Source organism: Gibbsiella dentisursi, assembly GCF_039539505.1.
GTDB lineage: Bacteria > Pseudomonadota > Gammaproteobacteria > Enterobacterales > Enterobacteriaceae > Gibbsiella > Gibbsiella quercinecans.
The window spans coordinates 205,788-229,860 of sequence record NZ_BAABDG010000009.1 but is presented as its reverse complement, the minus strand read 5'-3'; the positions used below and the strand labels follow the sequence as shown (position 1 = coordinate 229,860).

Genomic DNA, 24,073 nt, shown 5'->3' with positions numbered 1-24,073 from the left:
ATTGAGGATCCCGCCGCCAGGCGGGATCACGCATTTTTACCTGGCGTGCTCTGCGCCAGCGTGGGTGAATGCCGGGTAATAAAACGCGCCAGCGCTGGGCCGGTGAGCAGGATAGTAAACAGCCGCAAGGTCTGCAGCGCCATCACAAACGACATATCCACCCGGCTCCCCGCCGCAATGATCGCCACGGTATCCAGCCCGCCGGGGCTGGTGGCCAGATACGCCGTCATGATATCCACCGGCAGAAAGAAGGTCAGCATCCAGGCCAACGCGCCGCAAAGCGCCATCAGCGCAACAATCGATACCACCATCTGCGGCAACGTGCGCAGCGCCAACAGGAAAACCGGCCGGGTAAAACGCAGCCCCACGCTCCAGCCAATCAGGGTATAGGCCAACGCCAGCAGCCATTCCGGCACCTGTAAGGTCAGCGTGCCGCTGGCATGCAGCCCCGCGCCGATGATCATCGGCAGCAGCAAAGCCCCGGAAGGGATGCGCAACCGTGGCCCCAGCCAGGCGCCGGCAGCGGCGATAGCCAGCGTGGCGATAAAGCGCCAGTCCAGCGCAGGGAACCACTCCAGCGTGGCGGCGCCATGGCCGGCTTCATCACCCAGGCCGATGCGCGCCACCACCGCCGCTGCGGTGGCGACAAACAACACGCGCAGATATTGCATAAACGCCACCAGGCGCACATCGGCGCCGAAATCGCCGGCCATAGCCACCATCGCCGAAGCCCCGCCCGGCGACGAGCCCCAGGCGCCGGTAGGGCCGGGCAGATCGCTAAAACGCACCAGGCACCAGCCGGAAACGGCGCTGGCCAGCAACGTGGCGGCCAGCACCAGCAACACCAGCGCCCAATCGTCCAGCAGCGGCGTCAGAATGGAGGGAGACAGCGTTTGCGCGATCATGCAGCCCAGAATCGCCTGCGCGGCGACAAACAACGATTTATGGATCCGCACCGAAGCGCCGAGCAGCCCCATCGCCACTCCGACAATCATCGGCCCCAGTAACAGGGCCGCCGGGATATGATAAAACTGCAGGCCGAACCCCAGCACCAGCGAAGCCAGCAGCAGGATCAGCCATTGTAACGTGCGGGGTAGACTTGCCATCAAAACGTGCGCCTTACCGGCAAATTATATCGGGGATTGCATTCTATACTCTAAATAATTCGAGTTGCAGGAAGGCGGCGACACAGCGAATCCCCAGGAGCTTACCGAAGTCAAGTGACTGGGGTGAGCGACAAATCTGCCGGGAGCAGATTTGAACGCTGCCGGCAGCGGCCCCATCGGGGCGAGGCCCAGGGATGGGCCGAGTAATAAAGCCAACGCACCTGCGACTTGAAGTATGACGAGTATACTCTTTATTTAGCTAGCAGGCTAACGAAGCCAGCTCACCCCGGTTGCACTCACAGCCAGTTTTTACGCTTGAAATACAGGTAAGGAGCAAGGCCGGCCAGGATCATCAGCCCAATGGCGCCGGGGTAGCCAAACGACCATTTCAGCTCCGGCATGAATTCGAAGTTCATGCCATAGCTGGAAGCCACCAGCGTGGGCGGCAGGAACACCACCGACACCACCGAGAAGATCTTGATAATGCGGTTCTGTTCGATGTTGATAAACCCCATCGCCGCCTGCATCAGGAAGTTCACTTTCTGGAACAACGATTCATTGTGCGGCAACAGCGATTCGATATCACGCAGCACCTCACGCGCCTGCTCCAGTTGGCCGGTAGGCAGGCGCGCTTTGCGCACCAGGAAATTGAGCGCGCGCTGGGTATCCATCAGACACAGGCGCACCTTCCAGCCGATATCTTCCAGTTCCGCCAGCGTGGACAGCGCCTCATCGTATTCGTCGCCCTGGTGGCCTTCCATGATCACACGGCTGAGCTTCTCCAGATCGCTATAGATGTTTTCAATTTCATCCGCCAGTTGTTCGATCTTGGTTTCAAACAAATCCAGCAGCAGCTCATAGGCATTGCCGTCAACCATCATCTGGTTGCGGGCGCGCATGCGGTACAGGCGGAAAGCCGGCAGTTCGCGCTCGCGCAGGGTATACAAACGGCCGTCGCGAATCGTGAACGCCACAGTGGCGTTGCCGGCGTGATCGTCCGCATCCTCAAAGTAGAAGAATGAGTGAATATGCAGGCCGTCTTCATCTTCGAAAAAGCGCGCGGATGCTTCGATGTCGTCCAGCTCCGGGCGCGTCGCCAGGCTCTGGCCCAGTTCACTTTGCACGCGCTCGCGCTCGCCGTCTTCCGGTTCAACCAGATCAACCCATACAGAAGTGGTGAGATCGTCGGCATCATCCAGTTCCAGGCGGGACAAGCGGCTGTTGTTCAGTGTAAAAGCGCTCAGCATGTGCCAAAACTCCCTAATGGTGAGAGGTTAACAACGCATTGAAGCACGGAAACAGGGGGGGATTCTGCATCACCGCGTGTTCCAGACCATGAAGAGATCCGGCTCATAGCGACGCATTATGAGGTCGCTGACAACCACGAAGGCTATCAGCAGCAGAGGATAGCCTTAGAAGTTGTACCTGTTGTTGTCCAGGTCAGTGAGCCAGTATCTACTGGGTGCGTCCAAGGCGAATGTCCTCATTGATAATAATGGTGCGCGCATGTTACGCCGAGATGAAAAAGCCTGTCAACACATCATGCCGGATAATTGCGCAACATTTCATCAGGATGGCAGCATAATAAGGGGCTATCCCAGTAGGCATTATTGTCGCAGCCAGTTTGGACACGGACAGCGCGCAAAAACCGGAGCGTACACGAAGTACGTGAGGATTTTGAGCACTGCCCCGGTTCAAAATGGCAAGTAAAATAGCCCTAATGGGATAGGCGCTAAAAAAGCAGAGCGTTGCACAAACGTACAGCGCGGAAAAAATTACCGCGGGCGCAGAATGAAATGTTGCTAAGCTTAGACGGTGACCCACGCTTGCGGATGATCTTCATGAAACAAATCAGCAACCACGATCTGGCTGCTCTAAGCGAACAGGCCGCCCTGCAGCCACGGCTGCGCACGCACCGCCTGCTGCACGATACGCAGAGTGAGCCGGTACAACGGATGATCATCGCCATGGAGCCCGGCACCTACGTCCGGCCACACCGCCACCCGCAAACCTGGGAGCTGCTGGCGCCGCTGTGCGGGCGCTTTGTGGTGCTGCAGTTCGACGACAGCGGCGCCGTTACCAGCCGCACCCTGCTGGGGGATGAGATCAAAGTGCTGGAGTTGCCGGCTTTGGCGTGGCACACCGTGCTGGCGGTCGATCACGGCGGCGCGCTTTTTGAGGTGAAGCAGGGGCCTTATCAACCGTTAGCGGCGGAAGACTGCATGGCCTGGGCCCCGGCGGAAGGGAGCGCGGGTATCGAAGCGGTGCTGCGCTGGTACGCCACCGCACAACCGGGCGATCGCTACTCCCATTGAAACGCCCCCGGCGAGCGCCAGGGCGCACGGTTACTGGGTTTCCAGCTTGGCGTAGGCCGCCACCAGCCATTTGATCCCTTCCCCCTGGAAGGCGATCTGCAGCCGGCAGTGTTCGCCGCTGCCTTCCAGATTAACGATGGTGCCTTCGCCGAATTTCGGGTGGCGCACACGCTGGCCGAGCTTATAGCCGCTGTCGTTTTCGCTGATCGGCGTCCCCATGCGGCGGTGACTCACCGGCCGTGAGACGCTGGCGCGCAGGCGAACTTCCTCGACGCACTCTTCCGGCAGCTCGCCGATAAAGCGCGAAGGGCGATGGTAGGCTTCCTTACCGTACAGCCGGCGGGTTTCCGCATAGGTCAGCGTTAATTTCCGCATCGCCCGCGTCAGGCCAACGTAGGCCAGCCGGCGCTCTTCCTCTAGCCGCCCGCCCTCATCCAGCGACATCTGGCTGGGGAACATGCCTTCTTCCATGCCGACGATAAACACCTGGGGGAATTCCAGCCCTTTTGCCGAGTGCAGCGTCATCAGTTGCACCGCGTCCTGATAGGCGTCGGCCTGCCCTTCCCCCGCTTCCAGCGCGGCATGGGACAAAAAGGCCTGCAGCGGCAACAGATCCTGATCTTCATCCTGGTAGCTGTACTGACGCGTCGCCGTCACCAGCTCTTCGAGGTTTTCGATACGCGCCTGGCCTTTTTCGCCCTTTTCCTGTTCATACATCACAAACAGGCCGGAATCGCGGATCACCCGGTCGGTCTGCACGTGCAGCGGCATTTCGGCGGTTTCATACGCCAGCGCGTCCACCAGTTCGACAAAGCGCTGCAACGAGGACGCCGCGCGCCCCGCCAACGCCTTATCCTGCAGCAGCGCACGGGTAGCCTGCCACAGCGTCAGTTGCCGATCGCGCGCCGCCTGGCGCACCACATCCAGCGTGCGATCGCCAATGCCGCGCGTCGGCGTGTTAACCACGCGCTCAAACGCCGCGTCGTCGTTGCGGTTGGCGATCAGACGCAGGTAGGCCAGCGCGTCTTTGATTTCCTGGCGTTCGAAGAAGCGCATGCCGCCGTAAATGCGGTACGGCATCGCACTTTGCAACAGCGCTTCTTCCAGCACGCGTGACTGGGCGTTGCTGCGGTACAGAATGGCGCAATCGTTCAGCGCCCCGCCGTTGTCCTGCCAGGTTTTAATCCGGTTGACCACAAAGCGCGCCTCATCCAGCTCGTTGAAGGCGCAATAGATGGAGATCGGTTCACCCTCGGCCCCGTCGGTCCACAGGTTTTTCCCCATGCGGCCGTCGTTGTTGGCGATCAGCGTGTTGGCGGCCTTTAGGATATTGCTGGTCGAGCGGTAGTTCTGCTCCAGGCGAATGGTCTCCGCCGCCGGGAAGTCCTTCAGGAAGCGCTGGATGTTTTCCACCTGCGCGCCGCGCCAGCCATAGATTGACTGATCGTCATCGCCGACGATCATCACATTGGCGCGATCGCCTGCCAGCAGGCGGATCCAGGCATACTGGATGCGGTTGGTATCCTGAAACTCATCCACCAGAATGTTAGTGAAGCGTTCACGGTAGTGGTTGAGGATCTGCGGCTTGTTTAGCCACAGCTCGTGGGCGCGCAGCAGCAGCTCGGCGAAATCCACCAGCCCGGCGCGATCGCAGGCCTCCTGATAGGCCTGATAAATGCGCAGCCAGTTGGCCTCGACCGGATTGCCGTAGCTTTCAATATGCTGCGGGCGCAAGCCATCGTCTTTTTTGCCATTGATGTACCACATCGCCTGGCGCGGCGGCCACTGCTTCTCGTCAACGTTCAGCGCGCGAATAATGCGCTTGAGCAGCCGCAGCTGATCTTCGCTGTCGAGGATTTGGAAATCCTGCGGCAGGTTGGCGTCCATATGGTGGGCGCGCAGCAGGCGGTGGGCCAGACCGTGGAAGGTGCCGATCCACATCCCGCCCTGGCTGGTGCCGATCAGGTGCTCAATACGGTGGCGCATTTCCGCCGCCGCCTTGTTGGTGAACGTCACCGCCATGATGGAATACGGGGAACAGTTCTCCACCGCCAGCAGCCAGGCGATGCGGTGCACCAGCACCCGGGTTTTCCCGCTGCCCGCACCGGCCAGCACCAACAGGTTGCTGCGTGGCGCCGCCACGGCTTCGCGTTGTTTATCATTCATGCTGTCGAGCAGATCGGAAACGTCCATAGGCACCATTAATTGGTAAAGGAAAACGCGCGGCCCGCACGTTTTCACTGGGAATTTATACAGAGTTATGGCTGGGATTATAACAACGCTGTCAGCGATGCCAACTGCGAAATCTCAATATGTGGCAGCAGCCGGCTGTCATCCGCCTGCATCAGGCTGCGCTGACGATCGTTGATCCAGCAGGCCTGCAAGCCGGAACGCAGCGCGCCGGCCACGTCCGTGGTCAGATCGTCGCCCACGTGCAAAATGTGCCGGGGCGCCACACCGAGCCGATGGGCGGCCTGGTGGTACATGTCGTGATAGGGTTTTGAACGGCCGTCGGGGCCGGAACGCAAAACGAATTGGAAATAGCCCGCCAGCCCGCACGCGGCCGGATCGGCATTGCCGTTGGTGATCGCCACCAGCGGGTAGCGTTCGCCCAGCGCCCGCAGAGTGTCGTGTGTCGCCTGCGGCACATCAATCTGGCTGCGCCAGTGCGCGAAATCGTGCATCGCGGCATCGGCGCCGCTTACCGCGGCGGCCTCGCTCACCCCTTGCCGGCGCAGCGCCAGGTGGACGGCTCGCCAACGCCATTCGGTGACGTCGTGGTAGATCTCCGGCTCCTGCTGGCGCAGTTCCTGGCGCAGGCGGTGAAAGTCCGCCGCCTGAAAATCACGCAGCCCCGGATGGTAGCGCTGCAAAAAAGCGACCGACTGCTGCTCGGTCTGCTTGATCACCGGGCGGTTATCGTACAGCGTGTCGTCCAGATCGAACGTCAACGCTGCAAGCGGGCGCAAAGGCCGGTAGAAACGCATCAGGATTTCCCCCGTTTGGCGCGTGGATGGGCGGCGTCATACACATTTGCCAGGTGTTGAAAGTCAAGATGGGTATAAATTTGCGTGGTGCTCAGGTTGGCGTGGCCCAGCAGTTCCTGCACCGCGCGCAGATCCCCGCTGGATTCCAGCATATGCGTGGCAAACGAGTGGCGCAGCTTATGCGGGTGGATATGGCTGTTCACCCCCTGTTTTACCCCCCACTCGGCAAAACGCTTTTGCACATTGCGCGCCGAAATGCGTTTCCCCTGATTGGACAGGAACATCGCGTCATCTTCCGGCGCGAACAGATCGCGCAGCGCCAGCCAGTGCTCCAGCCAGGTCACTGCCGTGCGGCCGATCGGCAGCTTGCGCTCCTTGCTGCCCTTGCCCAGCACCCACACTTCGCCGGCCGCCAGATCGACATGGCGGCAGTTCAGCCCCACCAGCTCTGAAAGACGCAGCCCGGCGCCGTACATCACCTCCAACATCGCGCGATCGCGCACGGCCAGCGGATCGTTAAGATCGATCTCCAGCAGTTGGTGCATTTCGTCCACGTCGATATTTTTCGGCAGATGGCGGCCGCTGCGCGGCGTGCGGATACCCTTGGCCGGGTTGGCCTGCAACACGCCCTGGCCCACCTGCCAATCCAGAAAGCTGCGCAGCGCCGACAGGCGCAACGCCAAACTGGAAGCGTGCAGGCCGGCGCGTTTGCTGCGGGCGGCCAGTTGGCGCACACCGGCGGCGTCTAGCTGCGGCCACTGGGTGATGCCGAGCGCCTCGGCCAGCGTGATCAGCGCCTGTAGCTGGCGGGAATAGCTAAGACAGGTCAACGGGCTAAGCTGGCGTTCAACCTTCAGGTAACGCAAAAACGCGTCCACCGGTTGCTGCAGGCCGCCGCTTGAAGGGATCATAACCGCTCGATCCAGCGTTCCAGCAGCTCTGGCAGCATACGTGCCAATTGGCCGAGCATCACAGTGCCCATGCCGGGTTGGTAGTGGTGCACATCGCGGCTACTGAAGATCACCATGCCCAAATCGCCGTCTGCCCCCATCAACGACAGGGCGACCGAGCCAACCTGGCGCGCCTGCGGCAACAACAGTAACAGCTCCGGCCCATTCAGGCTGCCAAGAAAGTGGTGATCGTCCCCCAGGCGCTGAATGCGCAGGGGCTCAAATGCCGAACGCGACAGGCCAAGGTGGGTAAAATCGGAAGGGGCGCCAATGTTCCAGCGATCGTTAAACAGGCGAATATTGGCGCCGGCCAGGCCCAGACCGCGCGCCCAACGCTGCAGGCGGTTCAGCATATCCTGCAGGCTTTCGGCCGTGGCCAGTTCGGCCTGCAGATGCAGCAGTTGGGCGAACAGCGCTTCGTTAGCGCTGGCCTGCTCCATCAGCAGCGTGATTTCCTCTTCCAACTGGGTGATATGGTTGCGCTGCCGCGCCAGGTGCCATTCCACCAGCGACACGGTGCCGCGCACCGGGTGAGGAACGCGCATTTGTTCAACCTGGCGCGCATTACGGATAAAAAAATCCGGGTTCTGCAGCAGATACTGCATGATGGCGTCATCATCAAGCTCAACGCCCGTGACGGCCTGGTCTTCAACGCTCTTCATAAGTGAATAAATCCGTCATAGACATGGGTTGCCGGGCCCGTCATAAACAGCGGGCTGCCCGGCCCCTTCCAGCGAATATGCAGGCTGCCGCCCGGCAATTCGACATGTACTTCTTCTGACAGCAATTCCTGCTGAATGCCAATGGCCACGGCCGCACAGGCGCCGCTGCCGCAGGCCTGCGTCTCGCCGGCGCCGCGCTCGAAAACGCGCAGCTTGATGTGCTCACGGCTGACCACCTGCATAAAGCCAATGTTTGCCCGCTCCGGGAAACGCTCATGGTTTTCCAACACCGGCCCAAGCAACTCTACCTTGGCGGTTTGTACATCATCCACCTGCAAAACACAATGCGGGTTGCCCATGGAAACCACGCCGCACAGCACCGTGTGTTCCGCCGCGCGCATAATGTAGGTTTTCTCTGCTTTTACCGCGCGGAACGGCACCGCCTGGGGATCAAAATTCGGTTCGCCCATGTTGACGCAGACCAATTCGTCATCGGTCACGCTCAGCACCATGCGCCCGGTCTGGGTACTGACGCGAATGTCGCGTTTGTTGGTCAGCCCTTTCAGCCGCACAAAACGGGCGAAACAGCGGGCGCCATTGCCGCACTGCGCCACTTCGCTGCCATCGGCATTGAAGATGCGGTAGTGGAAATCAAGTTCTGGATCGTAAGGCGGTTCAACGATCAACAGTTGATCAAAACCCACGCCCAAATGCCGATCGGACAGGCGCCGGATCAGCTCAGGGGAAAAATAGACATTCTGTGTAACAGCATCGACCACCATAAAGTCGTTGCCCAGGCCGTGCATTTTGGAGAACTGCATATCATACTCCGCTATCTGGACGAGCTATCCGTCTATCCCCTTCACCCGGCAAGCTCATCGTCTGCCGCGGGGTTGCCAGGGGATTGAACGCGGTCAAACTGCCACCGCGTTCACACATTACGGGTTGCTCATTGACGAATTTTGCTGTGTACCAGATGCATCTTGCTGGTTTTTCTGCGTTTGCTCACCCGTTTGCACCGGCTTGGAAGCCGCTTTCTGTTCGGCAGGTGGGAAGTAGAGCGGGCCTTTCAGGCCACAGCCAGAGAGCCCGGCAAGCAGAACTGCCATCAGCGCATAGCGTAGTTGTTTTTTCATTTGCATTAATGCCTGTAATTCATGCGTCTAAGCTCTCTATAATCGCAGGTGGATCATGAAAAGCAATAGGAATCGAATATGAACGACAGCGAGTTTCATCAGTTGGCCGACCAACTGATGCTGAATATTGAGCAAGCTCTGGACGATTTTGTTGGGGAAGCCGACATCGATTACGAAACCAACGGCGGCGTCATGACGCTCAGCTTTGAGAACGGCAGCAAAATTATCATCAACCGCCAGGAGCCGCTGCACCAGATCTGGCTAGCCACCAAAACGGGCGGCTACCACTTCAACTACCGCGGCGGCGATTGGCTATGCGATCGCAGCGAGCAACCGTTTTATACGTTGCTTAGCGAAGCGGCCAGCGCCCAGGCGGGGGAAGACATCCGCTTCGGCTAACCGCCGGCGCTCAGTAGAGCTGGAAATGCTGTTTCATTGACAGCGGCGCCCCCTCGGGCACGGTGAGACACAGGCTCGACAGAGTATTGCTGCGGAACGGGATCACCTGCGTGCCACCGTCGAGCTGCACAATCTGGTAAAACTGCGGCAGATTGAAATTGATGAAGCTGGAGCCGTAGGTAAAGCGATCGTGGGATGAGGAATAGAAACGGCTCACGTCGCGCACCAGCTCTTCTTTGCTACCTTCGCAGTGGTGGTAAACCTCAACCCGGTTGGACTCATCCAGAATATAAATATTAAAGCCCTTGTCGTCCGTGGTGTCTTCGAAAAAGAACTGGATAATCCCTTCGCTGGCAAAACCGTCCACCACAGGCGGCAGGTGCACCTGATCGGTTTCCACCTTGATCGACAACCCGTGCAGCTTGTTGTTGGAAATGGCACCGTAAAACTCAATGGCGTTTTCCAGCTTCTGCACCGACACGCTCAGCCGCTCAAAGAACAGCCCCCAGGTTTGCCCCGCCACGCGCACCGCTTTGAAACGGCCCGGCTCCAGGCGGGTGCTGGACAAACGCAGCTCAATGCATTCGGAAACCAACTGCTGGATACGGGTGCGGATCAGCCCGCGCAAATGCTGGCTGTAGCAGAATACTTCCACCGACTCCGGCGGCGCGGCGTCCTGGTGCATCTTGCCCAAAATGGTTTTCAGCGCTTCCAGAACCGATTGCTCGCCGCTGAAATGCAGGGTACGCACCTCATTCCACGAGTTGCGGTACAGCAGATCGATACTGCCCACCAAGCACTGTTGCTGCTGGCCGAAGCTGAACACGTCCAGCTTGCGGAAATCAAAATGCACCACCTGATTGCGGAACGCCGCGGTCGGATCGTGTTCCAGGTTGACGATAATCGCCAGGTGGCGAATTTCACACGGGCTGTACAACGCCTTCGGCGACGGGGCCGGCAGGCGCAACGGGAAGTGGTGCGACACATCGGACACCAGTTCTTGCAGCTTGGCGATATCGCACAGGTTGCCGCTCTTGATATGCAGACGGGTGCTCGGCGTCAGCAGGCCGTTGAAGTAGGCCCAGGCCACCAGCTTGTTCAGGTAGCGGTTATATTCCAGCGGCTGATGGCTGACGATGGTGCTCATGGCCGGCGCCTGGTTGTACAGATACCAGCCGGTGCGGTTGGCACGGCCGATCGGCACGTGGATGAAGGTCAGATCGCGTTCGGAAAGATCCGGCGATATCTGCGGGTTCACCAGCGTCACTTTGCCGGGCAGCGCCTCAAAAGCGGCGTACAGTTTACGGGTCAACACCCCGATATCCTGCGGGCTGGCGCTGATGCTAAGGTTGTTACGGCGGGCAAAGCGAATCAAGTTGCGGTAGCTTTGCATCATCGCATCAAGCAATTCGTTATGCGCTTCGCGCACCCGTTCGATTTTCCAGTTGGCGCGGTTATCCAGAATCGCCAGGCGCTCTTCATCCCAACCCCAGGCGCTGACCAGTTGGCTCAGGATTTCACGCCGCCAGCCGACGCACGCTTTGCTGTTGGATTGGGAGAGCTTTTCACAGACTTTCAGATAAAAACAGCGGCGGGCAAGATCAAGGCGGGTGGTATCGTTGATTTCGGTCAGGTAGTGGGTCACCCGTTCCAACATCATACAGTAGGCATCCAGCCCAAAACAGACGATATCGCCCGCATGCAGGCGCTGCTTGATGTCCATCGCCAGCAGTTGCGTATTGGGGTATTCCCAGGAGTAGGCTTCCAGCAACAGGGTCTTCAACACCGCCTTGTACGGCGAGTCGATGCTTTTATACAACTGCCACAGGCTGGCGCCGAAGTATTCTTCCGCCGACAGGGTGCTCAGGCCGCCGAGATCCAGCCATTCATTGGGCGTTAGCGCGCCTTGCGCATACAGCGACAGCACATATTCGTCGTAGTGGGCTTCTTCTTCGCCCGGCACCATGTTCCACAGAATACGTTTACCCGCCAGGCGCACCGCGGTGCGGTAAAATTCGTCCAGCAACAGAATATGCTGGGTGGAGCCGCAGTCTTCGCCGCCCAGGTTGCCGCTTTCGTTATGGCGGAAGCGGTTCTCGTCGATCAGGAAGAAGCTGACTTCCACTCCCATCGACGCCGCCCATTTTTCCAGCAAGCTGCATTTCTGCTGCAAACGGTTGCGCTCTTCGCCATCGAGCCAGGACTGGTGGCACACCCAGATGTCGAGATCCGACCGGCTGCTTTGGCCGATCGATGAGGTGCTGCCCATCGAGTAAATGCCGGTAATAGGCAGTTCACCGCTGGCCTGCGCGGCTAAGGCGCTGCCCCATTTATCTTCTAAATCATCAAGGTATTGTTTTTGGTTTTCGTCAGGCGTGTAAAGACAGATGCCATGGGGAACGTTACCATTCAGGTAGCCCGGCATCAGTGGATGGTGGAAATGCAATAAGGCCGGCAGCAGACTGTAGACCCGTTGAAAAGCGGGTTTCATGGCCGCCAGAGCGCGATCGATACGCAGTTGGTTGATCGCATCTTGCCTTTGTTTCAGTGTCTCGATGTAGAGGTACAAGACGTCTCGCCTGATTATCCCGGTGTTTGGAAAAAACCGTATTTTTTGCCAGCGTCGTAAGTTTAGAAGAATAATTGACGACTTATTGCTGGAAACGTGATCAATCTAACACCTTGCTGATTGACCGTAAAGGAGGTAACGCGACACAATCGTGAGTCTAACCCACGCCCATGCATGCCAGCGCCCCACCTTCCCATGCCGCCCATTGATTCCATTACCCTTTCTGCGCCTATGGCTTCTTACACTGACAGTTTTCCCTCTCGGTGGTAGGATGGGCAAAGAATAAAAGGAGCGGTAACCAGCAATGTTAGACAGAATTATTAGAATTGCCACCCGACAAAGCCCTCTTGCGCTCTGGCAAGCACAATATGTGCAACAGCGCCTGATGGCCAGCCACCCTGGCCTGCAGGTTGAGCTGGTGCCGATGGTCACGCGCGGCGACATTATCCTGGATACGCCGCTGGCGAAAGTGGGCGGTAAAGGCCTGTTTGTCAAAGAACTTGAGCTGGCACTGCTGGAAAACCGCGCGGACATCGCCGTGCACTCCATGAAAGATGTGCCCGTCGCCTTCCCCGCCGGGCTGGGGCTGGTGACCATTTGTGAACGCGACGATCCGCGCGATGCGTTTGTCTCCAACCATTTCGCCACCCTGGACGCCCTGCCCCAGGGCAGTTGCGTAGGCACCTCAAGCCTGCGCCGCCAATGCCAACTGCGCCATTACCGGCCGGATCTGGTGGTGCGCGATCTGCGCGGCAACGTCGGCACCCGCCTGGCGAAGCTGGACAACGGCGATTACGACGCCATTATTCTGGCGGCGGCCGGGTTGAAACGCCTGGGCCAGCAACAGCGTATCCGCTGCCCGCTAAGCACCGAAATTTCCCTGCCGGCCGTCGGCCAGGGCGCCGTCGGCATTGAATGCCGGCTCGACGATGATATCACCCGTGCGCTGCTGGCTCCGCTTAACCACAGTGAGACGCAGGCCCGCGTACAGGCGGAGAGAGCCATGAACACCCGGCTGGAAGGCGGTTGCCAGGTGCCTATCGCCAGCTATGCCGAGCTGGCGGACGGCACGATATGGCTGCGCGCGCTGGTCGGTTCGCCGGATGGCAAGCAGATAATACGTGGCGAACGCCGCGGCCCGGTGGCGCAGGCGGAACAGATGGGCATTGCGCTGGCGGAAGAACTGCTGGCCAAGGGCGCGCGTGAAATCCTGCGCAACGTTTATCAAGGGCAGCCCCCCGCATGACCATCCTGGTGACCCGCCCATCCCCGGCAGGGGAGCAGTTGGTGAGCCGCCTGCGCGCACTTGGCCGGGTTGCCTATCATGCGCCGTTGATCGATTTCGCCCCCGGGGGCGATCTGCCCAGGCTGCCGCAGGCGCTGCAGCAATTGAACCCGGGCGATCTGGTATTCACGCTGTCACAGCACGCTGTCAGCTATGCCAACGCCGTTATTCGCCGCGCTGGGTTTCAATGGCCGGCGCACCTGGCCTATTATGCTATAGGCCGCACCACCGCATTGGCGCTGCACCGCGTCAGCAGCCTGCCGGTAGATTACCCGCGCGAGCGGGAAACCAGCGAAACGCTGCTGCTAATGCCGGCGTTGCAGGCACTGTCAAACCGCCAGGCGGTTATTCTGCGCGGCAACGGCGGGCGGGCGCTGCTCGGCAACACGTTGCGTGAACGCGGCGCCGCCGTAAGCTATTATGAATGTTATCAACGCAGCCCGGTGCATTACGACGGCGCAGAGCAAAGCGCTCACTGGCAGCGGGCCGGTGTCAATACGCTGGTGGTGACCAGCGGCGAAATGTTAAAACAGCTTCACACTTTAGTTCCTGACTACTACCGTTCGACATGGCTTTTGCAGTGCCGCCTGGTGGTCGTCAGCGAACGCTTGGCTACCCTCGCCCAGGCATTGGGATGGAGCGCAGTTCGGGTAGCTGATAACGCCGATAATGACGCGCTAATACGCGCGCTACAATAAACCTGACTATGGAACGTGCCATTATGACGGAACAAACCCCCCCATCAGCACCGGTTGAAGAGCCGGCTCGTAAGGCTGAAAGCCCGCAGCAGCCAGAAGCGAACAGCCGTAAAGGTAAAAACACCGGCGCTGCCCTGGGCGCGATTGCCATCGTGCTGGTGATTGCGCTAGGCGCTGGCGGTTATTACCACACGCACAAGCAGGCACAAATGTTGATCGCCGCCAATCAAGATCTGCAAAGCCAGTTGGCTACGCTGCAGCAAAGCCAGCAGCAGGAAAAGCGTGCGCTGGAAAACATGCTGCAGCAACAGGGCACATCGCTGGCCACCGCCGATCGTGAACAGGCGGCCCTGGCGCGCCAACTGAATGAGCTGCAGGAAAAAGTCGCCGTGATCTCTGGCAGCGACGCCAAAACCTGGTTGCTGGCTCAGGCCGATTTCCTGGTGAAAATGGCCGGCCGCAAGCTGTGGGGCGATCAGGACGTCAACACCGCCGCGGCGCTGCTGAAAAGCGCCGACGCCAGCCTGGCAGACATGAACGATCCGAGCCTGATCGACGTGCGCCGGGCGATTACCGAAGACGTCAGCACGCTGTCTACCGTGACTCAGGTCGATTTTGACGGCATCATCCTGAAGGTCAACCAGCTGTCCAATCAGGTGGATAACCTGCGCCTGGCGGACAACGACAGCGATGAGTCGCCGATGGATGAAGACAGCAGCGAGCTGTCCAGCTCGATCAGCGAATGGCGCCAGAACCTGAGCAAAAGCTGGCATAACTTTATGGCGGACTTCATTACCATCCGCCGCCGTGATACCAGCGCAGAACCGTTGCTGGCGCCGAATCAGGACATCTACCTGCGCGAAAATATCCGTTCACGCCTGCTGATTGCCGCCCAGGCGATCCCGCGTCATCAGGATGAGGTGTATAAACAGTCGCTGGAAACCGTTTCAACCTGGGTGCGCGCCTATTTCGATACCAGTGATCCCACCACCAAAGCGTTCCTGGAAGAGCTGGACGGCCTGAGCCAACAGTCGATCTCCATGGATGTGCCGAGCCAGTTGAAAAGCCAGCCGCTGCTGGAAAAACAGATGCAGACCCGGGTGCGCAACCTGCTTGCCCAGGGCCCCGCAGCCCATCAGGAGGGATAAGCCATGTTACGCGTGTTATTCCTGTTCCTGGTGCTGATTGCCAGCGTGGTGCTTGGGCCGATGCTGGCCGGCCATCAGGGCTATGTGCTGATTCAAACCGATAACTACAACGTTGAAACCAGCGTCACCGGCCTGGTGATCATGGGCATTCTGCTGTTCGTGGTGTTGTTTGCCATCGAATGGCTCCTGCGCCGGGTGTTCCGCACCGGCGCACGCACCCGCGGCTGGTTCCTTGGCCGCAAACGCAGCCGGGCGCGCAAGCAAACCAAAGCGGCGCTGATCAAGCTGGCGGAAGGCGATTACAAACAGGTGGAAAAACTGCTGACGCGCAACGCCGACCATGCGGAGCAACCGGTGGTGAACTACCTGCTGGCCGCCGAAGCGGCGCAACAGCGTGGGGATGAGTTCCGCACCAACCAATACCTGGAGCGCGCCGCCGAAGCGGCGGATACCGATCAACTGCCGGTCGATATCACCCGGGTGCGTATTCAACTGGCGCAGGGCGAAGTGCATGCGGCACGCCACGGGGTCGATCGCCTGTTGAACCAGGCGCCACGCCACCCGGAAGTGCTGCGGCTGGCGGAACAGGCTTACCTGCGCACCGGCGCCTATGCCTCGCTGCTGGAGATTCTGCCTTCGATGAGCAAGGTGAAGCTCCACAGCGAAAGCGAGCTGCAAGCCTTGCAGCAGCAGGCCTATATCGGCCTGATGAACCAGGCGATGGCGGATGAAGGCAGCGACGGGCTGAAACGCTGGTGGAATAACCAGAGCCGCAAAATTCGCCATGAAGTGCCGTTGCAGATAGCGATGATAGAACACCTGATCCAATGCGACGACCATCCAATGGCGCAGGAAATCTTACTCGACGGCCTGAAGCGCCAGTATGACGAACGCCTGGTATTGCTGATCCCACGCATCCGTTCCGGTAACCCGGAACAGTTGGAGAAGGCGCTGCGCCTGCAGATCAAACAGCACGGCGCCACGCCGCTGTTGAACAGCACGCTGGGCCAGTTGTTGATGAAGCAGGGCGAATGGCAGCCGGCCAGCGAAGCCTTCCGTGCCGCATTGCAGCAGCGCCCGGATGCCTTCGACTACGCCTGGCTGGCGGACACGCTGGAAAAACTGCACCGCTCCAGCGAGGCGGCGCAAATGCGCCGTGAAGGGCTAATGCTGACGCTGAAGCAAAATGGCGATAACCAACCGCCAGCGCCACCCGCCGCCTAACCTTCCCCCCCTGGCCACCCGCCAGGGGGATTTATCCCCTTCATCCCCCTCCTTCTCTTTCATTGCCGTGCCATGCGGCCAAACGACAGGCAAAAAAAACACTTGCCGAACCGGCAAGTGTATAAGAGAAGCAATCAGGTCTAGGACAACAGGGGCGGTGCCTCACTCAACGTAATGCCCTGAGTATGATGAAACAGCTGCAAGCAACCTTTCATCGTTCTGGTAGGCAATAGGCACCCTAAATCGGCTCTGCATCATTCCCAGGGTTTATGAAGCCTAAGGCGAACATAAGGGATGGAATGAGCATCTACGAGATAGATATTGCACTTGGCGTGCCAACTTTGTCACTTAGGCACAACACAAATCTATCATAATGATTTTAAAGTGATTAAATTCGTTATTTTTGATATCGGCGGTTACGCGGCGGCTCCTCGGCAGGCGGCACATCGGTTATTTGTCGCCGGCAAACGACAGCCTGACCACTTAGGCTTTTTATTTAATAGATTCAGTAAATTATATGTCTCCTGCTGGCGACAGGCCACAGGGTCAATGTCGCCAATAACCAACAGGTTGGCGTAACGCGCTGAACAACATAGGGAAAAGCAGATCGCGGCAGCGGAAAATCGCTGACGGCCGAAGAGAGGGCAAAGATGACAGGCGAAAAAAAACCTGCTTATAAAGCAGGTTTCTCGAATGTGGTCGGCGAGAGAGGATTCGAACCTCCGACCCACTGGTCCCAAACCAGTTGCGCTACCAAGCTGCGCTACTCGCCGATTTCTTGTCTGGCATACTACCGGGTAATAAGCTTTATGTCTATGAAAATATTAACTATTTAAGACATTTTGCGTGGTGCGAAGAGAGGGACTTGAACCCTCACGTCCGTTAAGACACTAACACCTGAAGCTAGCGCGTCTACCAATTCCGCCACCTTCGCACGGCCACAAAACAGCTTTTACTCTTCACTTCCCGTAGGAAGATGGGGTGGCTAATGGGACTCGAACCCACGACAACTGGAATCACAATCCAGGGCTCTACCAACTGAGCTATAGCCACCATTACTTCTTAAAATCACGCGGTAATCATACCACCGCAGCTCTTGCGCACAAACTTAATGGCGCGCCCGACAGGATTCGAACCTGAGACCTCTGCCTCCGGAGGGCAGCGCTCTATCCAGCTGAGCTACGGGCGCGTAGCGCCGTTGCGGGTGGGGATACTACGGATTTAAACCAATCCTGTCTAGTGCTTTTTCGCAGAAATGTTGCGTTTGCTTATGCTTTGCGCAGCACTGCGTAAGAAAGGGCCATCCATAGCCCTTTTTAGCGGCTTATTGCTGAGTTTCTACCCGATTTTCAGCCTGATGCTGTTTTTTATTCATGCCTAATGCGAAATAGCAGACGCTGACGGCAGCCAGGAACACCGCCCCGACCAGCAGGGAAATACGTGTATCCGGGTTAATCCCCATACCAACCAGTACGCACAGCAGGAAAGCGATGGTCAGGTAGTTCACGTACGGGAACATGACCGACTTGAAGCCATGAGTTTTGATCGCTTCTTTGTGCACGCGGCGGAAATGGAGCTGGCTAATCAGCACCACAAACCACGGCACCATCCCCGGCAGCACGCTGGCGCTGTACACATACACAAACACCTGCTGCGGGTTTGGAATGATGTAGTTCAGCATCGCGCCGGCCAACAGGCAGAGGATGGTAATCACGATACAGTTGACCGGCACGCCGTTGCCGGAGAGCTTGGTCAGCGCCGCCGGCAACTGGCGGTTTTTCGCCAGCGCATACAGCATACGCCCGCCGCTGTACATACCGCTATTGCAGCCGGAGAGCGCCGCGCTCAGCACCACAAAGTTAATGATCCCGGCCGCGGCAACGATGCCAATCTTGGCGAAGGTCAGCACAAACGGGCTACCGGCTGTGCCGATGCCGTTCCACGGGAAGATGGTCACAATCACGAAGATGGCACCCACGTAGAAGATCAGGATACGCCACAGGATGTTGTTGATCGCCCGCTTAAGGGTGACCTTCGGATTTTTAGCCTCGCCGGCGGTAATACCGACCAGCTCAACCCCCTGGTAGGACGCCACGACAATACAGAGTGCAAACAGGAAGCCTTTCCAGCCGCCGGCAAAGAAGCCGCCGTGCGCCGTCAGGTTGGCAAAGCCGATTGGTTCGCCGCCGTTGCCGAAGCCAAAGAGGATCACCCCCAGGCCAACCAGGATCATCACAATAATCGTGGTGACCTTGATCATCGCGAACCAGAATTCCAGTTCGCCATACAGCCGGACCGCCACCAGGTTAGCCAACGCCACCATGCCTACGGCAATCAACGCCGGCAGCCACTGCGGTATTTCCGGGAACCAGAACTGGACGTACACGCCGATAGCGGTGATCTCGGACACCCCGACGGCAATCCACATAAACCAATATCCCCAGGCCGTCAGGTAGCCGAAGTAGGGGTTCATATACTTATGCGCATAAACGGCAAAGGAACCGGCCACCGGCTCGAGAAACAGCATTTCCCCCATTGAGCGCATAATGAAGAAAACAAACAGCCCGGCAATGATATAGGCCAGCAGCACTGACGGCCCAGCCCACTTCAACGTACTGGCCGATCCCATAAACAGGCCGACGCCAATGGTGCCGCCCAACGCAATCAATTCAATATGCCGGGCTTCCAGCCCCCGTTGTAGTCCCTGCGGTTTTTCTTTACTCGCCATAAATCCTCAGTTGTTATTTATCGGCCGCTTCCATCCACCGCCGTTCGGCGTTGCCCGAATGGAACACAACCCCTGTTATGTTTGCCTGCCGGCTGGCGCCGGTCATTATTGTTTTAGTTGGTTAATTACCCTCATCGGCAGCACTATCCACGGGTTAGCCAGCAAAACCGCAGTAAAAAAACGCAGTTTCGCCCGATAAACCCAGCGTAAAGGCCGTAAGGAATAATTTCCGGTCGGTATCGTTTCGCATTTCGCGGCTATAAGCAAACCGCACGTTAAAACTTTATGAAATAAACAAGCGGCGTATTAGGGCGGGAGGTTATAGAAACGCGGTTTTTTCCGGCAAAAGGCGCGGTATGCACTGCGCCGGGGATAACGCGGTGAGGCAATAACCGCCGACATGCCGCGCAAAAACCGGCGCCATCATAGCTTGCCGCCATAATAGTAACCCACAAACTTCAGCAGCTTCAGCTGGCGGCGCAGCCGGCTGGGCTGGCATAACAGCCGGTAAAGCCACTCAAGACCCAGACGCTGCCACACCTTGGGCGCACGCTTCACATGGCCGGTAAACACGTCATAGGTGCCGCCTACGCCCATATACAGCGCCTCAGGGTGCACCTTGCGGCAGTCCCGCATCAGGATTTCCTGCTTCGGCGAGCCCATCGCCACAGTCACGATCGCCGCCCCGCTGGCACGAATGCGTTCAAACAGCGCGCCGCGCGCCTCGGGCGCAAAATAGCCGTCCTGGCTGCCGACAATGTTCACATTCCACTGCCGGCGCAGCTTCTGCTCGGTTTCCGCCAGCACGGTCGGTTTACCGCCGATCAGAAACACCGGCGTGCCCTCCCGGCCCGCACGCTGCATCAGCGCTTCCCACAGATCCGCACCCGCCACGCGCGCCACCTCTGCGCCGGGGTATTTTCGCCGGATGGCGCGTACCATACTGATCCCGTCGGCGTACTTGTATTCCGCCTCGTCCAGTAATGCGCGCAGCGCCGGATCGCGCTCCGCATTCAGGACTTTTTCGGCATTCATTGCCACCAGCGTTCCCTGCCTGATCTTGCCGCCATCAAACAGAAAATCCAGACACTGCGCCATATCGCGAAAGCCCCAAAGGCTAAAACCGCGCAGCGCATATTGGGCAACAGACACCTTTGCTTCCATGATGATTATGACCCTTACAGAAAACCGTCAGCCTGCGGTGGCGCAGGCCGATGCTGCGAACGCGCCCGGATAAGCCCGGTGCTGTCGAACAGCCAGAACAGTAGCTTCGCCACCACCAGGCAAGCGCCGAAAATAAGACAGAAAAACACCACGCGCGAAACGAATGCGTCCAGCCCTTCGCGCGCCAGCACAATGATGTTGAACACCGCGCCAAAGCAGAAGCCCTGCAGGATCGCCGATTTATAACGGTTCGGCTCCGCCCGCCCCAGGGCATACAGCCAGTCGAACCATTTGATGATCAACCCAACCACCACCGCCCCCAGGGGAATAAACAGCACGCCGCCCATCACCACCAGCGAACCAATCAGCGTGGGCGAGATCGCCAGCCCGGAATGGTTATCCAGCACTTCCCAGGTAAAGTAGTTGGCGCTGTTGAGCACCACGTCCGGCCGCCCCGGCCACAGCCAGGAGGGAATAAAGACGTAAAAATCGCGCACGATCGGCGCCAGCCCCTGAAAATCGATCTTATCGTAGTTTTGCAGCAGCAACGCCAGGTTTTCCCACGGCGAGAAGGTATCGCGCGTCAGATACAGGAAGGTGTAGAACGCTTCGTCGCCGCTCACATCCAGCCCGTAGCGCTTGAGCGCCAGCCAGAACATGCCGACGATGCCAAAGATGCCTGCCGCCGCCAGCATCCACAGGGTGATCCAGCCGCGAACGATGCCAATAAACAGGAACAGGGCGAATGCGATGATGATATTGGCACGCGTGCCGCCGACGATCAGATAGGTCAGGAAGCCGAACGCCACCGTCGCCAGCAGGAAAAAGAACCAGGCGCCCATGCTCTGCCGGAGGAAATACACCACCAGCATCGCCGGAATAAAGAAGTAGAAGAAGCGTTTAAGCGCGACGCCGGAAACATCGCTGGAAAAAATCTGGCTGTAGGAGTTGAGCTTGAACAGCAGGAAGCCGTTGTGCATAAAGAAAATGCCGACGGTGCTGATCGCCACCAACATCAGCAGCACCCAGGTCAGGTTGGTTTCCACCCGGTTCATGGTGAACAGCGGCGCACGCGGCCGGCTGGCCGCCAAACGCCAGCGGGTTTTATAGCTAACGTAATAAATGGCATAAAAGCAGGTGGCTGACAGCATGGCGTACAGCAGGAACGCCGGCGGCACCACGTCGACGCCAAAACGCATCGCCAGCAGGCAGGTCAGCGGGAAACCGAAGTAGAACGTCAGCAAATACAGCAACGAGAAGAACACGTTGAAGTTAAAGCGCACGCGCCGAAACTCGCGGTAGGTCAGCGCCAGCACAAACAACAGCCCAATCAGATAAACCACCAACAGGCCGCCAAATTGCGCCAGCGTCATGGCTGTTCTCCCGCCGCCAGCTCCAGCGCCTGTTGCCAGCCATCAATGTAGTTCGGGTTGAAGAAAGCGATCGCCTGTTTATCCACCTGCGCCAGTTGCCGCTGGGCTTCACGCACCACCGCTTCATCCAGCGTATCGCCATAGAACAGCACCGGCAGGCGCTGCTCCGCCAAATCCTGCCAGAACGGGTTCTGGCGGCTAAGCACAAACGGCACGCCGAACTGAATCAGCAGGCATAGCGTGCCGATGCCCTGCTGGCGATCGAAAATAAAGTAGCCGAGATCGCACTCGCGCAGGATGTTCAGGTAATCGTCAAATGCCACCTGCTGCGTCAGCAACTGCAGGTTTTTGGCGCCGAACAGCGCTAGGCCGGCCTTGCGCACCTGCTCGATATAGGCGCCATTATTGGGCGGATAGCCCATGGGCACGATCACCCGCACATTGGCGCCGAACTGTTGGTGGATCGCCTGCAGCGCTTCAATATGGCGGTTAGTATTGTCGCCGGAGTTGCCCACCAGGATAGTCATCGGCCCGGCAAGGTTCTTCTCGACCTCCACGCCGGTCAGTTGGGGATCCATCCGCGTTGGGAAGTACAGCAGCGAAGCTGGCACCCGCGGGTGCCGCTGATGGTAATGGATCAGATCGCCCCGGGTGGCGAAAACGTGCCCCACCCGCCCCTGCGCCATACGGCGCAGCAGATAAAACAGGCGATATTTCCAGCTGGTGGCGTTTTCATACAGATCGGCCCCCCATATATGCCAGCTCACCTGCTCGGGCTTGATTTTGCCGCTGAGCAACGCCAGCCACAGCGTGGGGTTAAACTGCCCATGCAAGAAGAAACGGCAACTGCGATCGGCCTGCGCACGGGCGATCACCGCCTGCGCCAGGCTTTTCTTGCCGGCGTAGCTTTCAACCGCCAGCGCCGGAAATTGCCCCAGCGCGGCCACGTCTTTGGCGGCCACCATAAAGTGGCGCACCTGTTCCTGCGGCAAGCGCGTTGCCAGCACCTGGTTGAAGAAACGCAGCACCGTCTGATTGTGATGCGGGATGTCAGATCCCAGTACGTGAATCAGTGTGGTCATACTCGTCTACGATAAAGAATAAATACGCAGCTACACAGTGCAAAATACACGATGTAAGTTGCCATATAGGCTTGCGCCGCGCCCAGTGCACCGTGCAACGGTATCAGCCAATGAGAAAACAGCGTCAGCAGCAAAAACTGGCTGACTTCCGTCAGAATATAAAACCGCAGCGCCGCCTTGGCGATCACCAAATAGCCGTATACATAGGCGCCCACTTTCAGCACATCGCCCACCAGTTGCCAGGCGAACAGATCGCGCATGGCGGTGAACTTGTCCGAGAATAACAGCCAAATCGCCACATCGCGCAGCAGCCAGACGGCAAAGCTGGCCGCCGCCACCGCCGGCAGCACAAACTTCAGCGAACGCACAATTTCCTGCGAAATGGCCTGTTTGTCCACCAGGCGCGAGAGCGTCGGCAGCAGATAGACGCTGAATGAGGCGGTAATAAACTGCAGATAGGCATCGGAAATGCTGCTCACCCCTTGCCAAATCCCCACCGCATCCCAGCCGTAATGCCGGGCCAACAGGTTACGCATCATCACGTAAGCCACCGGCAGCGTCACCGAGGTTATCAGCGCCATAATGGTGAACTTGCCCAAGTGGCTGGCCAACGCCCCATCCCACGCCGGCAGCAGGTGGCGCAGCGGCATCGGGCTGCGCCGCCACAGCAATACGCCGGCGGGCAGCGCCACCAGCGCCGGCACCAGCGCCAGGCCGACCAGCGCGCCTTCATAACCGCCCAGCGTGAAACACAAGGCATAGGCCGCCACGCCAATCAGGCTGCCGCCGATCACGGAGAGCGCGTTGCCCATCGCGTCGCGATAGCCTTTCAACACCGCCTGGAACAGGTTGGCATAGGCGATGCCCATCTGAATAAACGCCACGGCCCGCACCACGTTAACATAACGCGCATGGCCAAACAGCCCGATGCTGATCGGCTCGGCGGCAAACAGGAACACCAGCGCCAGCAGGGTTGAGAACCCCAGCACGATGCTTGACGCAGTGCCCACCGCCAGGCGCAGGCGCTGCGGATCCTGATGATACTGGGCGACGTATTTGGTGATGCCGTTGAATATCCCGGCGCCGGACAGCACGCCCAGCACGGTGACCAACTGGCGGAAGTTGCCCGCCTGCCCCACGCCAGCCGGGCCATAGGCCACGGCCAGCAGCTTGACGACCAACAGCCCCACGCCGATTTTGATCAGCGTGGAGCCGGCGGTCCAGAGCGATGCTTTTGCCAACGACAT

General features: G+C 58.8%; 20 protein-coding genes and 4 tRNA genes. 6 read left to right on the top strand and 18 right to left on the bottom strand.

Going from position 1 to position 24,073, the window contains the following annotated elements:
- Positions 1-26: 26 nt before the first annotated feature.
- Complete coding sequence (locus tag ABFX35_RS19960; protein ID WP_095846357.1) at positions 27-1,106, bottom strand: AbrB family transcriptional regulator; 1,080 nt, start codon at positions 1,104-1,106, stop codon at positions 27-29.
- Between the two features lie 296 nt (positions 1,107-1,402).
- A complete protein-coding gene (gene corA, locus ABFX35_RS19955) occupies positions 1,403-2,353 on the bottom strand; it encodes a magnesium/cobalt transporter CorA (protein WP_121552792.1) in 951 nt (316 codons plus the stop codon).
- Positions 2,354-2,947: 594 nt separating this feature from the next.
- Here corA and ABFX35_RS19950 point away from each other — a divergent pair.
- The gene (locus ABFX35_RS19950) at positions 2,948-3,421 is read left to right on the top strand and encodes a WbuC family cupin fold metalloprotein (RefSeq protein WP_346082602.1); all 474 of its coding nucleotides are present in this window, start codon (positions 2,948-2,950) and stop codon (positions 3,419-3,421) included.
- Between the two features lie 30 nt (positions 3,422-3,451).
- On the opposite strand, the gene uvrD is transcribed toward ABFX35_RS19950, so the two are convergent.
- The 6 genes from uvrD to lptM form a co-directional block, all read right to left on the bottom strand.
- Positions 3,452-5,614, bottom strand: coding sequence for a DNA helicase II (gene uvrD, locus ABFX35_RS19945; protein WP_346082601.1), 2,163 nt, complete (start codon positions 5,612-5,614; stop codon positions 3,452-3,454).
- A gap of 77 nt (positions 5,615-5,691) precedes the next feature.
- Positions 5,692-6,408: a 5-amino-6-(5-phospho-D-ribitylamino)uracil phosphatase YigB gene (gene yigB / locus ABFX35_RS19940; RefSeq protein WP_346082600.1), complete on the bottom strand. Its 717-nt coding sequence runs from the start codon at positions 6,406-6,408 to the stop codon at positions 5,692-5,694.
- Positions 6,408-7,319 carry a tyrosine recombinase XerC gene (xerC, locus tag ABFX35_RS19935; RefSeq protein ID WP_346082599.1) on the bottom strand — a complete coding sequence of 304 codons (912 nt, stop codon included), beginning with the start codon at positions 7,317-7,319 and terminating at the stop codon, positions 6,408-6,410. The genes yigB and xerC overlap by 1 nt, the downstream gene beginning before the upstream one ends.
- Positions 7,316-8,020 (bottom strand): DUF484 domain-containing protein, encoded by a 705-nt coding sequence (locus ABFX35_RS19930; RefSeq protein ID WP_346082598.1) that lies wholly within the window; start codon positions 8,018-8,020, stop codon positions 7,316-7,318. The genes xerC and ABFX35_RS19930 overlap by 4 nt, the downstream gene beginning before the upstream one ends.
- Complete coding sequence (dapF, locus tag ABFX35_RS19925) at positions 8,017-8,841, bottom strand: diaminopimelate epimerase (protein ID WP_095846363.1); 825 nt, start codon at positions 8,839-8,841, stop codon at positions 8,017-8,019. The genes ABFX35_RS19930 and dapF overlap by 4 nt, the downstream gene beginning before the upstream one ends.
- A 117-nt stretch (positions 8,842-8,958) precedes the next feature.
- Positions 8,959-9,156 (bottom strand): LPS translocon maturation chaperone LptM, encoded by a 198-nt coding sequence (gene lptM / locus ABFX35_RS19920; RefSeq protein WP_423783684.1) that lies wholly within the window; start codon positions 9,154-9,156, stop codon positions 8,959-8,961.
- A gap of 78 nt (positions 9,157-9,234) precedes the next feature.
- On the opposite strand from lptM, the gene cyaY reads away from it, so the two are divergent.
- The gene (cyaY, locus tag ABFX35_RS19915; RefSeq protein ID WP_121525478.1) at positions 9,235-9,555 is read left to right on the top strand and encodes an iron donor protein CyaY; all 321 of its coding nucleotides are present in this window, start codon (positions 9,235-9,237) and stop codon (positions 9,553-9,555) included.
- Positions 9,556-9,565: 10 nt separating this feature from the next.
- On the opposite strand, the gene ABFX35_RS19910 is transcribed toward cyaY, so the two are convergent.
- Complete coding sequence (locus ABFX35_RS19910; protein WP_346082596.1) at positions 9,566-12,124, bottom strand: class I adenylate cyclase; 2,559 nt, start codon at positions 12,122-12,124, stop codon at positions 9,566-9,568.
- Positions 12,125-12,428: 304 nt separating this feature from the next.
- Between ABFX35_RS19910 and hemC the strand changes: the two genes are divergently transcribed.
- Genes hemC through hemY form a run of 4 tightly spaced genes read left to right on the top strand, consistent with a single transcriptional unit; the run spans position 12,429 to position 16,479 of the window.
- Positions 12,429-13,370, top strand: a complete 942-nt coding sequence (hemC, locus tag ABFX35_RS19905; RefSeq protein WP_346082595.1) for a hydroxymethylbilane synthase — start codon at positions 12,429-12,431, stop codon at positions 13,368-13,370.
- Positions 13,367-14,107 carry a uroporphyrinogen-III synthase gene (hemD, locus tag ABFX35_RS19900; RefSeq protein ID WP_346082593.1) on the top strand — a complete coding sequence of 247 codons (741 nt, stop codon included), beginning with the start codon at positions 13,367-13,369 and terminating at the stop codon, positions 14,105-14,107. Before hemC ends, hemD begins: the two co-directional genes overlap by 4 nt.
- Before the next feature lie 23 nt (positions 14,108-14,130).
- Positions 14,131-15,255: a uroporphyrinogen-III C-methyltransferase gene (gene hemX, locus ABFX35_RS19895; RefSeq protein WP_279028143.1), complete on the top strand. Its 1,125-nt coding sequence runs from the start codon at positions 14,131-14,133 to the stop codon at positions 15,253-15,255.
- Between the two features lie 3 nt (positions 15,256-15,258).
- Positions 15,259-16,479, top strand: a complete 1,221-nt coding sequence (gene hemY, locus ABFX35_RS19890; protein WP_346082592.1) for a protoheme IX biogenesis protein HemY — start codon at positions 15,259-15,261, stop codon at positions 16,477-16,479.
- 696 nt (positions 16,480-17,175) lie between these two features.
- Here the strand turns inward: hemY and ABFX35_RS19885 are convergent.
- The 9 genes from ABFX35_RS19885 to wzxE all read right to left on the bottom strand — a co-directional run bounded on the left by ABFX35_RS19885 (position 17,176) and on the right by wzxE (position 24,073).
- Positions 17,176-17,252, bottom strand: a tRNA-Pro gene (locus ABFX35_RS19885).
- Positions 17,253-17,326: 74 nt separating this feature from the next.
- Positions 17,327-17,413 (bottom strand) — tRNA-Leu (locus ABFX35_RS19880).
- 43 nt (positions 17,414-17,456) lie between these two features.
- Positions 17,457-17,532: transfer RNA gene (locus tag ABFX35_RS19875), tRNA-His, on the bottom strand.
- A 59-nt stretch (positions 17,533-17,591) separates the two neighbouring features.
- Positions 17,592-17,668 (bottom strand) — tRNA-Arg (locus tag ABFX35_RS19870).
- A 135-nt stretch (positions 17,669-17,803) separates the two neighbouring features.
- Positions 17,804-19,207, bottom strand: coding sequence for a bifunctional threonine/serine APC transporter ThrP (gene thrP, locus ABFX35_RS19865; RefSeq protein ID WP_346082591.1), 1,404 nt, complete (start codon positions 19,205-19,207; stop codon positions 17,804-17,806).
- Positions 19,208-19,630: 423 nt separating this feature from the next.
- Positions 19,631-20,371 carry a lipopolysaccharide N-acetylmannosaminouronosyltransferase gene (gene wecG, locus ABFX35_RS19860; RefSeq protein ID WP_279026050.1) on the bottom strand — a complete coding sequence of 247 codons (741 nt, stop codon included), beginning with the start codon at positions 20,369-20,371 and terminating at the stop codon, positions 19,631-19,633.
- Positions 20,372-20,385: 14 nt separating this feature from the next.
- Positions 20,386-21,744 carry an ECA oligosaccharide polymerase gene (gene wzyE, locus ABFX35_RS19855; protein WP_279026048.1) on the bottom strand — a complete coding sequence of 453 codons (1,359 nt, stop codon included), beginning with the start codon at positions 21,742-21,744 and terminating at the stop codon, positions 20,386-20,388.
- Positions 21,741-22,826: a TDP-N-acetylfucosamine:lipid II N-acetylfucosaminyltransferase gene (locus tag ABFX35_RS19850; RefSeq protein ID WP_095846374.1), complete on the bottom strand. Its 1,086-nt coding sequence runs from the start codon at positions 22,824-22,826 to the stop codon at positions 21,741-21,743. Before ABFX35_RS19850 ends, wzyE begins: the two co-directional genes overlap by 4 nt.
- Positions 22,823-24,073 carry a lipid III flippase WzxE gene (gene wzxE, locus ABFX35_RS19845; protein ID WP_279026046.1) on the bottom strand — a complete coding sequence of 417 codons (1,251 nt, stop codon included), beginning with the start codon at positions 24,071-24,073 and terminating at the stop codon, positions 22,823-22,825. Before wzxE ends, ABFX35_RS19850 begins: the two co-directional genes overlap by 4 nt.

Coding starts and splice junctions, on each gene's coding strand:
- ABFX35_RS19950 (WP_346082602.1), top strand. CDS start 2,948: ATGAAACAAATCAGCAACCACGATCTGGCTGCTCTAAGCGAACAGGCC.
- hemD (WP_346082593.1), top strand. CDS start 13,367: ATGACCATCCTGGTGACCCGCCCATCCCCGGCAGGGGAGCAGTTGGTG.
- hemY (WP_346082592.1), top strand. CDS start 15,259: ATGTTACGCGTGTTATTCCTGTTCCTGGTGCTGATTGCCAGCGTGGTG.
- uvrD (WP_346082601.1), bottom strand. CDS start 5,614: ATGGACGTTTCCGATCTGCTCGACAGCATGAATGATAAACAACGCGAA.
- ABFX35_RS19960 (WP_095846357.1), bottom strand. CDS start 1,106: ATGGCAAGTCTACCCCGCACGTTACAATGGCTGATCCTGCTGCTGGCT.
- thrP (WP_346082591.1), bottom strand. CDS start 19,207: ATGGCGAGTAAAGAAAAACCGCAGGGACTACAACGGGGGCTGGAAGCC.
- hemX (WP_279028143.1), top strand. CDS start 14,131: ATGACGGAACAAACCCCCCCATCAGCACCGGTTGAAGAGCCGGCTCGT.
- dapF (WP_095846363.1), bottom strand. CDS start 8,841: ATGCAGTTCTCCAAAATGCACGGCCTGGGCAACGACTTTATGGTGGTC.
- ABFX35_RS19850 (WP_095846374.1), bottom strand. CDS start 22,826: ATGACCACACTGATTCACGTACTGGGATCTGACATCCCGCATCACAAT.
- lptM (WP_423783684.1), bottom strand. CDS start 9,156: ATGAAAAAACAACTACGCTATGCGCTGATGGCAGTTCTGCTTGCCGGG.
- corA (WP_121552792.1), bottom strand. CDS start 2,353: ATGCTGAGCGCTTTTACACTGAACAACAGCCGCTTGTCCCGCCTGGAA.
- wzyE (WP_279026048.1), bottom strand. CDS start 21,744: ATGACGCTGGCGCAATTTGGCGGCCTGTTGGTGGTTTATCTGATTGGG.
- ABFX35_RS19930 (WP_346082598.1), bottom strand. CDS start 8,020: ATGAAGAGCGTTGAAGACCAGGCCGTCACGGGCGTTGAGCTTGATGAT.
- xerC (WP_346082599.1), bottom strand. CDS start 7,319: ATGATCCCTTCAAGCGGCGGCCTGCAGCAACCGGTGGACGCGTTTTTG.
- hemC (WP_346082595.1), top strand. CDS start 12,429: ATGTTAGACAGAATTATTAGAATTGCCACCCGACAAAGCCCTCTTGCG.
- yigB (WP_346082600.1), bottom strand. CDS start 6,408: ATGCGTTTCTACCGGCCTTTGCGCCCGCTTGCAGCGTTGACGTTCGAT.
- wecG (WP_279026050.1), bottom strand. CDS start 20,371: ATGGAAGCAAAGGTGTCTGTTGCCCAATATGCGCTGCGCGGTTTTAGC.
- wzxE (WP_279026046.1), bottom strand. CDS start 24,073: ATGTCGTTGGCAAAAGCATCGCTCTGGACCGCCGGCTCCACGCTGATC.
- cyaY (WP_121525478.1), top strand. CDS start 9,235: ATGAACGACAGCGAGTTTCATCAGTTGGCCGACCAACTGATGCTGAAT.